This is a genomic window from Acinetobacter sp. YH12131, assembly GCF_013418635.1.
GTDB classification, from domain to species: domain Bacteria; phylum Pseudomonadota; class Gammaproteobacteria; order Pseudomonadales; family Moraxellaceae; genus Acinetobacter; species Acinetobacter towneri.
On sequence record NZ_VPBQ01000014.1, the window covers coordinates 1 to 14075 of the forward strand.

A 14075-nucleotide genomic window follows, 5' to 3' on the forward strand; every position below is an offset into this window, starting at 1 on the left:
GGCCAGGCCTCAGCATTTTATTATGGTGATCCCCTGGGCGAAATGCGCCTGGTAAGCAGAGTTTTTGAAATGTAAGGCCTTTGAATAAGACAAAAGGCTGCCTCATCGCTAACTTTGCAACAGTGCCCAAAAATCTTCCATTGATTTATTTATATCTGTTAAACCAGTCGCATTATGAAATGTAATATAAGTAGAAATTTCAGTATAAATGGTCATGATCTTTTCTAAATTTGAATATCTAAGCGTCTTCATTAATCAACCTTATTGATTATTAGTTTCTTCTTTTAAAGCTCTTTGTACTGTTGCTATCCCTACTTTAAACTTTTCTGCAACACCTCTAAATGTTGAATTTTCTTCAGCCATTGCTTTTCGTATTTCAACATAGTCAACCTTCCGCTTTCTTCCCTTATATAAGCCCTTCGCTTTGGCTTTTGCAATTCCTTCCTTTTGACGCTCACGGATCATGGAGCGTTCAAACTCTGCAAATGCAGCAAGCATCTGAAACATGAGTTTATTTATTGCCGATTGTGCTACATCATGACTGAAGGTCAAATTCTCTTTATGAAAAATAATGGTTATACCACGATCATTCAGACTATTCACAATTTCGTTCAGATCATTTGTATTACGTGCCAGACGATCAATACTATGAACATGCACCGTATCACCTTCACGCAGATAGTCGAGCATTGCATTTAACTGAGGACGTTCACGGCTACCACCGCTTGCCTTTTCAGTAAAGGTCTTATCCAGGCTGATTCCATCTAATTGACGTTCAGTATTTTGTTCAGTTGAACTGACTCGAATATATCCGACCTGATTAGGCATTCTGTACCGTTAGAGTTTAGATAATTAAATACATATTGTACCGAAATTAAATATTAAGTCTATAAATACGGTTTTTGAGTTGCTTTTTAAGACTTTATTTTGTTCCGTTAGGCTATACTCTATAGTTACATAATTCGTGATTTAAAGAGACCTAGAAAAAGAGAAATGGTATTTATTTGAGCTAATCAAAGTTGAGAAACTTTAGAATTCTTGCGTTAGTCAAATTTTAAGCAGCCAAAAGCTATATTTTATGAGGTTTTAGCCAATTCAAAAATTAGATAAACTATACTTTCGCAAGAGGTCTTTTGATTAAATAATAAGCGTGGAACGTGAAAAATCATAAAAAAAGCCCACCTTGGGGAAGATGGGCTATCAACTAGAAACTACAGCATTGATTTCTATAGAGAATTATAACGCTGTTATTCCTAAGTAGTAATGTCCTACCTTAAAACCAAATAGAAATGTCCTATACAGACATTTCCAAGTCAAGCACAGGATTCAGATTTCGTTCTTTGATTACTGTCTTCTGTGCACGTCTGCTTGGCATAGATTGAGAACGATTACGTTTGTTTTGCTGTTCCAATTCTTCATGCTGTTGTTGAATATGATTGAGAACTGCACCTAAACGTTTATTCTCAACAATCTCTCGCTGGTTAAGCTGACTTAATTTATCGAAGATGCTGTAATTGATTTTTCTTCCCTGATATTCAATCGCGACTGTACCATCCGGGTATTCCAGGAACTCAAGATACTTACTAATCAATCTTTGGTTTTCTTCCGTGTTTTCCAGGAGATATACGCATTTATCATAAGTAATCGTCAGGCTATTCGTGACTCTGCGGGGTTCACGCCAGGTAAAAATATCATCTAATTCTTCGGCTGTTTCAGTGACAGTCCGGTGTAGATCCTTGGGATTAAAGGCCATCTTGGCAAACTTCTGATTGAATTGCTCAATGAAGCAGGGTAGCCAGGCATTCGCTTGTTCAATCGAACAGATGCCTTCCAGGCGCATTTCTTTGATCAGACGGTCCTGAAGCGTTCTATTGGCTCGTTCTACACGGCCTTTGGCCTGTGGTGAATTAGCGAAGATAATATCGATATTCAGGGTGCTGAGTACGCGCCCAAATTGCGTAATCTTGGTGTCTTTCTTGCTGCTTTGATTCACCCTGAAGACTGAATGTTTATCGCTGTAGAAGGCTAAAGGCTTACCATGCTGCTCAACATACAAACGTGTTGAAATCATATAGTCAAAGGCTGATTCTGACTCACAGAAGCGTAAGTGCTGCAATTTTCCTGTGGCGTCATCGATAAACACCAATAGACAGCATTTAGGGGCTCTTCCTTCAAACCAGTCATGATGTGAGCCATCAATTTGGATCAGTTCACCATAACAGTCCCGGTTATAACGAGGCTGATATGGGCGTTTCAGGCGTTTGGAGCGAGGAATCCATAAATCGGCTGCAATCATCCAGGAACGCAGGGTTTCCACTGAAATATCGAATCCATGAATGGTAGTCAGCTTTTCATGCGCTAAAGTGGGTCCGAAACCATGGAATTGCTCAGCAACCATATTGAGGCACTTGAGCCTGAGTTCTTCAGGAAGCCTGGAATTGCTGGTTTGACCACGACCGGCATGGGCTAATGCAGCTGGGCCTTGAGCTTTGTATTTTTGCAGTAAACGCCTGATCTGACGTTCTGAAATATGAAGTAGCTGAGCAGCCTGGGATTGAGTTATGCGTTGATCGCAGATTTCCTGCACGACCGACAATCGTTTAAGTTCTTTATCCGACATAGACACCAACATATCAAACCGTCCGCTTCGATAATCGCAAAAGCGCATATTCTAAAAGCGGACATTTTTACTTTGGAGAAACCGGACATTTCTATTTTGGAGTTACAAACGCATTTCGTATAAGGTGTATTATGTTAATTTTAGATTTTTTAAAAAATTAGGGCATCCATGAATCCTTTAGAATTCTACTGTTTAATATTGAAAAATATGGATAAAAACCTGGCTAAGAAACTAGGTAAAATTGAGAAAAAATATACTAATGTTCCATTTAAAAATGATGAAATAGCTAAAGTTAAAATTAAATCCGAATTTGCTTCAGAAATGGGGTTTTTCGTACTTAATTCAGCAACTTCTTTAGCTGTAGATGAAGAAAACTATAATTTTGCATACTGCTTAAAAATCTTAGAACTATATCCAATTAAGAATAACGATTTTTTTTATTGGAATGAGCATATAAAGCTATTTTCAGAATTAGAAAAAAATAATTTTTTATATGAAGATGTCTGCAAACTACATGATTTTCTGGTAAATAACTTTAGCTTTAACGGTGATTTAAAGAATATTATTAGTCATGAGATGCTTAGAAATTCTGGCGTCAATATACTGCTAATTTTAATTCACTTAGATCATTTAATTTCTAAGAAGTGGGGATTCCAATCAATCTCACTAAACCAAGCATTAAAGTTTAAGTTTAAAAATAAACGACCATACTTCCCATCAAAAACTTTTACAGATTTTCTTTTATTTATCTTAAAGATAAATGCAAAGTTTGAAGCAACAAAAGGACATAAAGTCGAGATTCTGAAGACTATTCCTCCAACTAATGGTTTTGAGCAATGGTTAGATCCTTCTCTCGAAGATGAACAAATTAAAGAATTTATACAACTAATTAAAAAAGTTAGAGAAAACAGAAGACTATGCTACTTGAATGAAGTCTATGAGTTCCTAGGTCTACCTTATGGTGAGTTTAAAAATGATGAAATTTATGAACAAGTCTCAGAAGAGAATTATTTATTCCTGAAAAATGAACTTCCAGAAGATAAGTGGTTTGAAAGTATTAATGCCATAGCTGGCCTATGGTTAATATATTTTTGGCAAGACTTTTATTATAAACATTTTCAAAAAACAGCCAGCGTTTCTACGTTAGCTACATCAGAAGATTTTATCGTGATATGGGAAGCCTTCCTGAAGAAATATCCTTCAGAAGGCCAATATCTTTGGCCTTCTGAATTGATATTACAAGATAAATAAATTTTTATTTACGAGGTGGATTATTGTCTCGGCCACCACCTGATGGATTTCCAGTAGTACTAGGCCAACCTGCTGTGCTCATAGTTTTCATCCTTATTTAGATTTCGTAGGTTTATGATTAGGATTCAATTGTCGGCTACGGTTGTCCTGATTCTGCGCATGTTGAATATTATTAGGATTTTTTACTGTAGCACGTTGATCATTCGCTGTTTGTGTCATTGCTTTCTCCTTAAAATGTTTGAACATCTGACAAGGAAAGTATGGCTTCAAAAAAATATGCATCTTGCCTGAAAAACAGTAAAAAAGTTTAAATTTTAACCAAAAAAATTATGTATTTAACATAATGGTGTTATACGAAATTAATGGATGTTCGTATAAATTACTTGCATATTGTATTCGATCGAATACAATATAGTGAGAAGATAAGGAATCCTCATGATTGAAATTAAACGTCTTCCAGAATTTGATGAATGGTTGGATGGCATTAAAGACAATATGACCCGTATCCGCCTGAATCGTCGATTAGATAAGGTTCAACGTGGAAACTGGGGAGACATTAAACCTCTCCAAGATGGCGTTTGGGAAATGAGAGAATTCTTCGGTTCTGGATGGAGGATGTATTACATCCAACATGGTGACGTTGTGATTGTAATGCTTGGTGGTGGAGATAAATCAACTCAACAACAAGACATCGATCGGGCAGTCAAACTATCGAAAACATTGGAGGATTAAAATGGTTAAAGTCGCTGATTTACCAAGTTTTGATATGGCTGAGTCGCTCAAAACTGAAGAAGACATTGTGATGTATCTCAATATGGTTCTTGAAGAAAATGATCCAGCTGAATTAGCCCATGCACTTGGTGTTATTGCTAAAGCTCGTGGCATGACTCAAATCGCTAAAGAAGCAGGGATTGGGCGTGAAGCACTCTACAAAGCCCTACGTCAGGATTCAGCACCACGTTTTGATACGATTAATCGTGTAGTAAATGCTTTAGGCTTAAAACTCACAGTACAACACGCTTAAAACTTTAAAAATATAGTAAAAATGGGAGCTAAAGGCTCCCATTTTTAGATTCGTATAAGGTGTATTATGTTAATTTTAGAAATTCTATATAAATATAGAATTTTTAAAACTTAAATTCTGGCATGTGTCCCATACTTATCAATCATGATCGAACTGGCTTCATTTAGACCACGTACTGTGACATTCGCACCATTCTTTTGAAATTTATTTACAACAGAATCAAGCATGGCGACTGATGTTACATCCCAAATGTGAGAATGGGTCAAATCAATAATCACCTCCTTTACATCCTCTTTAAAGTCAAAACCTTGCATGAATTTTTCAGAAGAACTAAAGAAGATCTGACCTCTCAACTCATATAAACGGGCCATTCCTTCAAAAGATGCTGTCACCTGGATATCATTTTCAAGTTTATTCGCCAGGAACAAGGCTGAAAGTAATACGCCTGTTAACACACCCAAAGCCAGGTTATGCGTAGCAACAACTACAATCACCGTCGCAATCATGACGATATTACTACTCTTAGGATTATCTTTTAACTGAGTGACAGAACTCCATTCAAAGGTACTGATAGAGACCATTATCATTACCGCTACCAATGCAGCCATTGGAATCACTTTGAGCCAGTCGCTGATAAATACAACCAGAATAAGAAGAAAAATGCCCGCAGAGAATGTTGATAAGCGTGTAAGGCCACCTGATTTTACGTTAATCATAGATTGACCAATCATTGCACAACCGGCCATGCCACCCATAAAGCCAGAAGCAATATTCGCAATCCCTTGTCCCTTACATTCCTGATATTTATCACTTGGCGTATCAGTCATTTCATCCACGATAGTTGCTGTCATCATCGATTCAAGTAAACCTACAGCCGCCAGTGCGACTGAATAAGGCAAAATAATCATCAATGTTTCAATATTCAAAGGAATATCTGGAATCAAGAACATTGGAAGTGTGTCAGGTAAAGACCCCATATCGCCCACGGTCCGTACATCAATTCCTAAAGCGATTGCCAATAATGTGATTGCAATGATGCAGACTAGTGGAGAAGGGAGTAATTTTCCTAATTTGGGAACCAGAGGGAATAGATAAATAATTGCTAAACCTAAAGCAACAAAAGCATATACATGCCAGGTCACATTAATCAGTTCAGGCAATTGAGCCATGAAAATTAAGATCGCTAACGCATTTACGAATCCAATAACCACAGATTTAGATACAAACCGCATTAACTTGGCGAGCTTTAAATAGCCTGCCAATATTTGAATCACGCCTGTCAAAATTGTTGCTGCCAGCAGATATTCAAGCCCATGCTCTTTGACCAATGTGACCATAAGCAGCGCCATTGCACCAGTGGCTGCTGAAATCATGGCAGGACGACCACCTACGAAAGAAATCACGACGGCAATACAGAAGGATGCGTATAGACCAACTTTAGGATCTACACCTGCAATAATTGAAAATGCGATGGCTTCAGGGATGAGTGCAAGACCGACGACTAATCCGGCAAGTACATCCCCACGGATGTTAGAGAACCACTGTTCTCGGACATTAGATAACATAAACATAGCCTGTTTTTTAATTTTTCAGATAGGCTAGTGATGTGATATATACAACACACAAACGACTACACCACATCACTAGACAGTGATGAGTTATTTACAGATTTAAGACGATAAATAAACTTAAGGTGGCGTAAGTGTCATAAGATGAAAGAACGTTTTAGAGTAAAAAAATCAGGACAAGGGTAACAGCTAGGTACTTTTTTATAAAGCCTGGATGTTATATCCAAGCTTTGTTTAATCGGTATTTTATGAAGCTTTTGGCTCCCCAAGTAATTGACCTATTTCCAAACGTGTATAGCCACGTTCTTTAAAAATCAAAACAATAGCCTGTTTATAATCTTCAGAAGTAGAAGTCTTATACTTAGTTATCAGTTGATTTTCAGAATTCAGCTCAAGATCATTTTTGATGGTCAATACTTCGCTAGAGATCTTGTTAAAGATATTTAGGTTAAACATACAGGCACTCGTCATCCGTATTATAGCGGCCCGACTATAACGAATACCTGTCTTAGCTACGCTAGACACCCTTGGCCGCAAGGATTACAAATTAAGAAAAATTCCGCAAGTTTTTGTCTATTGAAAGAATAAATAATCTCCCAACTGCTATCTATTTAACATAATGGTGGTTATACGAAATTCTGTTGTAGCCCCATACATTCAAGTTTATTTCTTGCATGAATGTATCCTATAGGATACATTACTCTTATGTACTCAATATATACCACTGAAGTCTTTGATGACTGGTTTACTAAGTTAAAAGACCTGCAGGCAAAAAGACGTATACAAGTCCGAATTGATCGGGTTGAAGATGGAAACTTTGGAGATACTGAACCAGTAGGTGAAGGTGTTTCTGAATTACGTTTCTTCTTTGGACCTGGCTACAGGATCTATTACTGTAAGCAAGGGCAAAGGGTCGTTATTCTTTTAGCAGGCGGAGACAAGTCTACGCAAAGTAAAGATATAAAACTTGCCCTACAATTAGCACAAGATTTAGAGGAGGAGCTGTAAATGGCTATCAAACTTCGCAAATGGGACAGTGCTGAACATCTTAAAACAGAAGAAGATATGCAAGCTTACCTACAAGCCTGTATCGATGAATCTAATGGTGATGCGGCATTCATTGCAAAAGCTTTAGGTAATATTGCTAAAGCTAAAGGAATGGCTCAATTATCAAGAGACACTGGTTTAGGTCGAGAAAGTCTTTATAAAGCACTTTCTGGCGATGTAAATCCAAGCTTTGATACTGTTATTAAAGTCGTAAAAGCACTGAATTTACGCTTAGCAATTTAAAAAAAACTAGTAAAAAAGGGAGCTTTAAGCTCCATTTTTCATTTCAACTTCGTATAACGTGTATTATGTTAATTTTAGGAAAAGTGAAAAATAATCTACAATAGAATCTACGAAAAATTGGCCATCAATTATGCCTGATTTCTCCAGTGGAAATAATTGGATTGTGAGATCCCCCACTCAAAATCATAAATTAGAAAGAATTGAAGCATTTCTTTCCAATTATGCTTATAAACCTCACCGACATGATACTTATGCTATTGGCAGGACTCTTTCCGGAGTTCAAAACTTTCATTACAAAGGTACATTGCAACATAGCTTGCCAGGCATGACTATGGTTCTACACCCGGATGAAAAGCATGATGGTGAATCAGGAACATTAGATGGCTATCGCTATAGAATGATTTACATCGAACCAGCGATGATCCAAACCATTTTAAAGGGTAAACCTTTGCCTTTTATCAGACATGGCTTAAGTAATGATATTCGCCTGTTTAGGGCAATGGATAGCTTTCTAAATAATATAAATAATTATATGGATACCCTAGAAGAGGAAGATGCTCTATTTGATTTGGCAACTACACTGTGTGAAATTTCAGATACTTCATCTAACCAAAACAAAAAATTTGACTACAAGGCAGCAGAGAGAGCGCGTGAGTGTATTTTGGCGTATCCACATGAAAACTTAAGTTTGTCAGATTTAGAGAAACATGCTGATCGTGACCGCTGGAGCCTTTCTCGTGATTTCCGATTATTATTTGGAACTAGCCCACACCGTTATATGATCATGCGTCGCTTAGAAACAGTTAAGTTCTACCTTGCTCAAGGGGAGTCTATTGTTAATGCTGCTTTAAATGCAGGCTTTTTTGATCAGAGTCATATGACCAGACATTTTATAAAAACATTTGGTTTAACTCCCACTCAATGGAAAATGATAAATATTAAAAGATAGCCGTTCGATTTGAACGGCTAATTTGTCCTACAGCAGATTTATTCCATTAAGAAAATCTTTGAACATAAAAAGCCCTGATAAAATCAAGAGTATACCCATCAGCTTATTTAGCCGATTAAACCAGATAGGATTAGCAATTTTGTTGCCTAATACTTTTCCAACCAGAGCATAGGTGAATGGTGCGCCAACAGCACCAAGTGAAATCAGTAAAGAAACTATCAAGATCATGATTCCTGTGATTTTGGCTGCAGGGTACATAATTGTCGTAACAGGTAGAATGACGAGAATGGCTTTTGGATTTAATAACTGAATAAATAAGCCATTTAAGAATGTTAGATGGCTTTCTTGCTGTTGAGTTGTTTCTACATTCGCCCTAATCATTTTTATAGCCAAGTAGAATGTATAAATTGCACCCGCTAAAGCAATATAATGAATCAATCCATGTGGAATAACAGCTTCACCTATATAGCCAAACAATACGAATAAGATCAACATGGCGAAACCAATGCCTAGGTAAAATCCTATAGTCTTTTTTAATTGACCTGTAAGGCCAGAATTTAGCCCCATAAAATTTACAGGGCCTGGGCTATACATAACGCTTAATGTATAAAGAAATATTTCCACAGAGTTCACTCAATTAGATAGCAATAAACATCAAAGAGAGAACGGTATCGAGTTATAGGCCTTAAAGATTGTACGTTTGTGCTGAACTAATTAAAAATTTCTATTTAACTTATGTTCACCTAAAGTTCACTTCATAAGTGTATAAAGAAACTATGTATTGTATTTTCAATTGCTTATATAAATATTAGTCTTGGTTTAGAATTTTAAAGTTCATGAACTATGAGAAAAAACTAAGATACGATCAAAATTGTAGAACAACAAAATTATTTATACTAATTTACAAGCCACGCTGTTTAAGCGTGTCATTAAAAAATAAATCTTTTAATCTCTCCACACAATCTCCACACAATCTCCACACAACATCAGCAATTCATAAACACTGCTATTTCAAAATAGTAGTATCTAAAACCCCCCCTCTGAAAAAGCATGTCAACACATTATCATTTAATAGGTTCAATACTTATTACAACTGTACTTTTAATCGGCTGTACACAAGCCAAAGATGCTGAACAGTCCCCAACAGAAATGCCACCAGCGGTTGTCAGTACCATCACGGTATTACCGCATTCCATGAATTTAATTGAAAATCTTCCAGGCCGTGTTGTCGCTTACCGTATTGCTGAAATTCGCCCGCAAGTAGGTGGAATTGTTGATAAAGTACTTTTTAAGCAAGGCTCTTATGTGCAAGCAGGTCAACCGCTTTTTAAATTGAATTCTGAAATATTTCAGGCAGATGTAAAAAGCAATCAAGCCACTTTAAACCGTGCACAAGCTGAGGTGACACGTTTGCAGGTGCTGTTAAAACGCTACACTGAATTAGTAAAAGTAAATGCGGTTAGTCAGCAGGAATACAACAATACCGAAGCAGATTATCAAAAAGCAAAAGCCGATGTGGCGCAAATGCAAGCCATGTTAAGCAGACAACAACTTAATCTTAAATATGCGACTGTTACAGCCCCTATCTCGGGAACGATTGGTGAAATCTTAGTGACTGAGGGTGCATTAGTTGGTCAAGGTGATACTAATGCAATGGCCGTAATACAACAGATTAATAAAGTCTATGTTGATGTAAAGCAATCAATTAGTGATTATGAAAAACTACAGGAAGCTTTACAGCAAGGTGACGTGTCAAATACCAAACATACGGTTGAAATCCTAAATAGTCAGGGTAAACCTTATAACGTTACAGGTGAAATCCTATTTTCGGATACTAAAGTTGATCCTGATACGGGTGATGTCACAATCCGTATTTTAGCCAATAATGAAAATCAAAAACTTTTGCCAGGCATGTATGTTCGAGTCAATATGAGCCGAGCTCAAGTTGAAAATGCGCTCCTAGTTCCAGAACAAGCGATTCAACATGATATTAGTGGTAAAGCCAATGTTACGATTGTTAATCAAAAAGGTTTAGCGCAAAGCAAGCCTGTTCAGCTTGGTCAACGTTATCAAAATAACTATGTGATCAAACAAGGGTTACAAGCAGGTGAGAAAGTCATTGTTGAAGGGGCTGATCGTATACAGCCTGAGCAAAAATTAAAAATTAAGCAGTGGCAACCTACAAATATTAAGGAAAATGGAGGACAGCAATAATGTCCCAATTTTTCATTAGGCGTCCTATTTTTGCATGGGTGATTGCTTTATTTATTATTCTGTTGGGTGTACTAAGCATCCCCAAGTTACCTATTGCACGATTCCCAAGTGTTGCGCCACCACAGATTAGTATTACGGCAATCTATCCAGGTGCTACGCCAAAAACATTGAATGATAGTGTTGTGACCTTGATTGAGCGGGAAATGTCAGGTGTCAAAAACTTACTTTATTACAGTTCAAGTTCAGATAGTTCTGGAACAGCAACAATCACCGCAACATTTAAACCAGGTACAGATGTAGAACTTGCACAAATTGATGTGCAAAACAAAATTAAAGCCATTGAGTCACGCTTACCTCAAACAGTGCGACAACAAGGGCTGATGGTCGATGCTGCGTCGTCTGGTTTTTTAATGATGGTGGGCTTAAGTTCACCGAATGGCAAATATAGTGAAATTGATGTCAGTGACTATATGACTCGCTATGTGATTGAAGAATTAAAGCGGGTTGACGGTGTTGGTAAAGTCCAAAATTTTGGTGCTGAAAAAGCCATGCGGATTTGGGTCGATCCAGATCGTTTGGTTTCTTATGGATTGAGTATTCAAGATGTGAATACAGCCATCCAAAACCAAAACTTGCCGATATCACCAGGTCGTATTGGTGATGTTCCTGCTTTGACGGGGCAACAAATTACTATTCCTTTAACTGCTCAAGGTCAATTAGAAACTGTAGAGCAATTCAAGAAAATTAGTTTACGTGCTCAACAAAATGGCGCCAATGTTCGACTGTCGGATGTCGCTCGTGTCGAAATCGGGGCACAGATGTATAACTTTGCGATTTTAGAAAATGGCAAAGCCTCTACAGCTGTGGCGATACAAATGAGTCCTGGTGCCAACGCTGTCAAGACTGCAGAAGGTGTTAAAGCGAAAATTGAACAGTTAGGTTCAGCACTGCCTGATGGTATGAAATTCTCTATACCTTACGACACTGCACCTTTTGTAAAAATCTCGATTGAAAAAGTAATCATGACATTGCTTGAAGCTATGGCATTAGTTTTTATTGTCATGTTTATCTTTTTACACAATGTTCGATACACCTTAATTCCGGCGATTGTTGCACCGATTGCATTGCTTGGCACATTCTCAGTCATGCTGCTTGCTGGTTTTTCGATTAATGTGCTGACCATGTTCGGTATGGTGCTTGCGATCGGGATTATTGTCGATGATGCGATTGTGGTCATTGAGAATGTTGAACGCATTATGGCGACAGAAGGCTTATCTCCAGTTGAAGCCACATCTAAAGCCATGAAGGAAATTACCAATCCGATTATTGGCATCACCTTAGTGTTAGCCGCTGTATTCTTGCCGATGGCATTGGCGTCAGGCTCAGTGGGGATTATCTATCGTCAGTTCACCATTACCATGTCGGTTTCAATTTTATTCTCAGCTTTCCTTGCACTGACATTAACCCCTGCGTTATGTGCAACGATGTTAAAACCGATTGATCAAGACCATCAGAAAAAGGGTGTTTTTGCATCGTTTGATCGCAGTTTTGAGAAGCTGAACAATCGCTATGAACGCAGTTTATTTAAAGTAATTAAACATAAAACCCTCGCAATGTTATGTTTCTTAGGCATTGTCATTGTGCTGATTTTTAGTTTTAAACACGTTCCGACTGCGTTTATGCCAGAAGAAGATCAGGGGTGGTTTATGACTTCGATTCAACTTCCTGCGGATGCAACTCAAGAACGTACCCGTAAAGTCGTTGCTGAGTTTCAAAATTATTTAGACCAAGAAACGGGGATTAAAGACAATATGGCGGTCTTAGGTTTTGGTTTTAGTGGATCTGGTCAGAATACAGCGATGTATTTTACCAATCTATTGCCATTCGAAGAGCGTACTATTACGGCACAAGAAGTCGTGAATAATGCCAATATAGCGATGGCTGAAAGTTCAGAAGGTCAAACCATGTCTGTGTTACCACCAGCAATTGATGAATTGGGTAACTCATCTGGTTTTTCACTGAGATTATTAGATCGTGGCAATATTGGCATGCCTGCTTTAAGAGAAGCACAAGATCAGCTTTTAGCATTAGCAGCACAAAGTAAAATCGTGGCGGAGGTCTATCCTGAAGGTTTGCCAGATGGCAGTTCTGTACAGCTTAAAATTGATAGAGATAAATTGCAGGCATTAGGTGTTAATTTCAGTGATGTGACCGATATTATTTCAACCTCAATGGGTTCGATGTATATCAATGATTTTCCAAATCATGACCGTATGCAGCAAGTCATTGTGCAACTTGATGCCAAATCACGCATGAGTATTGAAGATATTCTTCAGATTAAGGTGAACAGTCAAAGCGGTAAATTGGTTTCAATGTCTGAAATAATTACTCCAATTTGGCAACATTCCCCACAACAATACAATCGTTACAACGGTCGTCCATCATTGAGTATTTCTGGCAGTCCAGCAGCAGGTATATCTTCAGGACAAGCCATGACTGAGATGGAAAATTTGATTGAACAACTTCCGAAAGGTGTGGGTTATGAGTGGACTGGGATTTCTCTAGAAGAAAAACAGTCGGAATCACAAACCTTGTTTTTATTACTGTTGTCGATGTTAGTCGTTTTCCTTGTCTTGGCAGCGCTTTATGAAAGCTGGTCAATTCCATTCTCTGTGATGCTAGTTGTCCCTCTAGGGTTGATTGGCGCCTTTTTAGCAGTAATGTTACGTGGTATGCCAAATGATATTTTCTTTAAGGTCGGCATGATCACGATTATTGGTCTATCTGCAAAGAATGCTATTTTGATTGTTGAGTTTGCAAAAGCACTAAGAGAAGAAGGAATGGGTTTAGTGGAGGCAACCGTTGCAGCCGCTAAATTGCGCTTACGTCCAATCCTAATGACATCTTTGGCATTTACCTGTGGCGTTATTCCTTTAGTCATTGCCAGTGGCGCTAGTTCTGAAACTCAAAAAGCGATTGGTACAGGCGTCTTTGGCGGCATGATCAGCGCAACAATTCTAGCTGTTATTTTTGTACCGATTTTCTTTATTGTCGTCATGAGCATGGTTGAGAAATTCTCGAAACGTAAAGCGGCACATTAAGCATCAAAACTGAGAATAAAAGCTGTGGGTTAACGAGTTTAGCCCACAACAAATCTTT

Annotated in this window: 14 protein-coding genes and 1 pseudogene; 9 read left to right on the top strand and 6 right to left on the bottom strand. The window is 37.8% G+C overall.

Features of this window, described 5'->3' with window-relative positions; all coding sequences use genetic code 11:
• A pseudogene (locus tag FTU66_RS10205) lies at positions 1-75 on the top strand (IS6 family transposase); the annotation flags it as partial.
• Positions 76-261: 186 nt separating this feature from the next.
• Here the strand turns inward: FTU66_RS10205 and FTU66_RS10210 are convergent.
• On the bottom strand, positions 262-828 hold the full coding sequence (locus FTU66_RS10210; protein WP_006581699.1) for a recombinase family protein: 567 nt from the start codon (positions 826-828) through the stop codon (positions 262-264).
• Between the two features lie 466 nt (positions 829-1294).
• Positions 1295-2620, bottom strand: a complete 1326-nt coding sequence (locus tag FTU66_RS10215; protein WP_179989167.1) for an ISNCY family transposase — start codon at positions 2618-2620, stop codon at positions 1295-1297.
• A gap of 168 nt (positions 2621-2788) precedes the next feature.
• On the opposite strand from FTU66_RS10215, the gene FTU66_RS10220 reads away from it, so the two are divergent.
• Positions 2789-3871 (top strand): hypothetical protein, encoded by a 1083-nt coding sequence (locus FTU66_RS10220; protein WP_004969299.1) that lies wholly within the window; start codon positions 2789-2791, stop codon positions 3869-3871.
• Between the two features lie 93 nt (positions 3872-3964).
• Here FTU66_RS10220 and FTU66_RS13660 read toward each other — a convergent pair whose 3' ends face one another.
• Entirely contained in the window at positions 3965-4090 is a 126-nt protein-coding gene (locus tag FTU66_RS13660; RefSeq protein WP_004969301.1) for a hypothetical protein, read from the bottom strand.
• A gap of 216 nt (positions 4091-4306) precedes the next feature.
• On the opposite strand from FTU66_RS13660, the gene FTU66_RS10225 reads away from it, so the two are divergent.
• Complete coding sequence (locus FTU66_RS10225; protein ID WP_004647749.1) at positions 4307-4603, top strand: type II toxin-antitoxin system RelE/ParE family toxin; 297 nt, start codon at positions 4307-4309, stop codon at positions 4601-4603.
• Between the two features lies 1 nt (position 4604).
• Positions 4605-4895 (top strand): addiction module antidote protein, encoded by a 291-nt coding sequence (locus FTU66_RS10230; RefSeq protein WP_004969304.1) that lies wholly within the window; start codon positions 4605-4607, stop codon positions 4893-4895.
• Between the two features lie 110 nt (positions 4896-5005).
• Here FTU66_RS10230 and FTU66_RS10235 read toward each other — a convergent pair whose 3' ends face one another.
• Positions 5006-6460 (bottom strand): SulP family inorganic anion transporter, encoded by a 1455-nt coding sequence (locus tag FTU66_RS10235; RefSeq protein ID WP_026438532.1) that lies wholly within the window; start codon positions 6458-6460, stop codon positions 5006-5008.
• Positions 6461-6709: 249 nt separating this feature from the next.
• Positions 6710-6919 carry a hypothetical protein gene (locus FTU66_RS10240; protein ID WP_004976362.1) on the bottom strand — a complete coding sequence of 70 codons (210 nt, stop codon included), beginning with the start codon at positions 6917-6919 and terminating at the stop codon, positions 6710-6712.
• Between the two features lie 249 nt (positions 6920-7168).
• Between FTU66_RS10240 and FTU66_RS10245 the strand changes: the two genes are divergently transcribed.
• The 3 genes from FTU66_RS10245 to FTU66_RS10255 all read left to right on the top strand — a co-directional run bounded on the left by FTU66_RS10245 (position 7169) and on the right by FTU66_RS10255 (position 8702).
• Positions 7169-7471, top strand: coding sequence for a type II toxin-antitoxin system RelE/ParE family toxin (locus FTU66_RS10245; RefSeq protein ID WP_154320144.1), 303 nt, complete (start codon positions 7169-7171; stop codon positions 7469-7471).
• Entirely contained in the window at positions 7472-7753 is a 282-nt protein-coding gene (locus FTU66_RS10250; protein ID WP_000985610.1) for an addiction module antidote protein, read from the top strand. It abuts the gene before it with no gap.
• Between the two features lie 130 nt (positions 7754-7883).
• Positions 7884-8702: an AraC family transcriptional regulator gene (locus tag FTU66_RS10255; protein ID WP_032073151.1), complete on the top strand. Its 819-nt coding sequence runs from the start codon at positions 7884-7886 to the stop codon at positions 8700-8702.
• A gap of 27 nt (positions 8703-8729) precedes the next feature.
• On the opposite strand, the gene FTU66_RS10260 is transcribed toward FTU66_RS10255, so the two are convergent.
• The gene (locus FTU66_RS10260) at positions 8730-9326 is read right to left on the bottom strand and encodes a LysE family translocator (RefSeq protein ID WP_074163998.1); all 597 of its coding nucleotides are present in this window, start codon (positions 9324-9326) and stop codon (positions 8730-8732) included.
• Between the two features lie 426 nt (positions 9327-9752).
• Here FTU66_RS10260 and FTU66_RS10265 point away from each other — a divergent pair, with 426 nt between their 5' ends.
• Together FTU66_RS10265 and FTU66_RS10270 are read left to right on the top strand one after the other, a co-directional pair.
• Positions 9753-10916 carry an efflux RND transporter periplasmic adaptor subunit gene (locus tag FTU66_RS10265; protein ID WP_032073150.1) on the top strand — a complete coding sequence of 388 codons (1164 nt, stop codon included), beginning with the start codon at positions 9753-9755 and terminating at the stop codon, positions 10914-10916.
• Positions 10913-14017: a multidrug efflux RND transporter permease subunit gene (locus tag FTU66_RS10270; RefSeq protein WP_270915313.1), complete on the top strand. Its 3105-nt coding sequence runs from the start codon at positions 10913-10915 to the stop codon at positions 14015-14017. The genes FTU66_RS10265 and FTU66_RS10270 overlap by 4 nt, the downstream gene beginning before the upstream one ends.
• Positions 14018-14075: the final 58 nt, after the last annotated feature.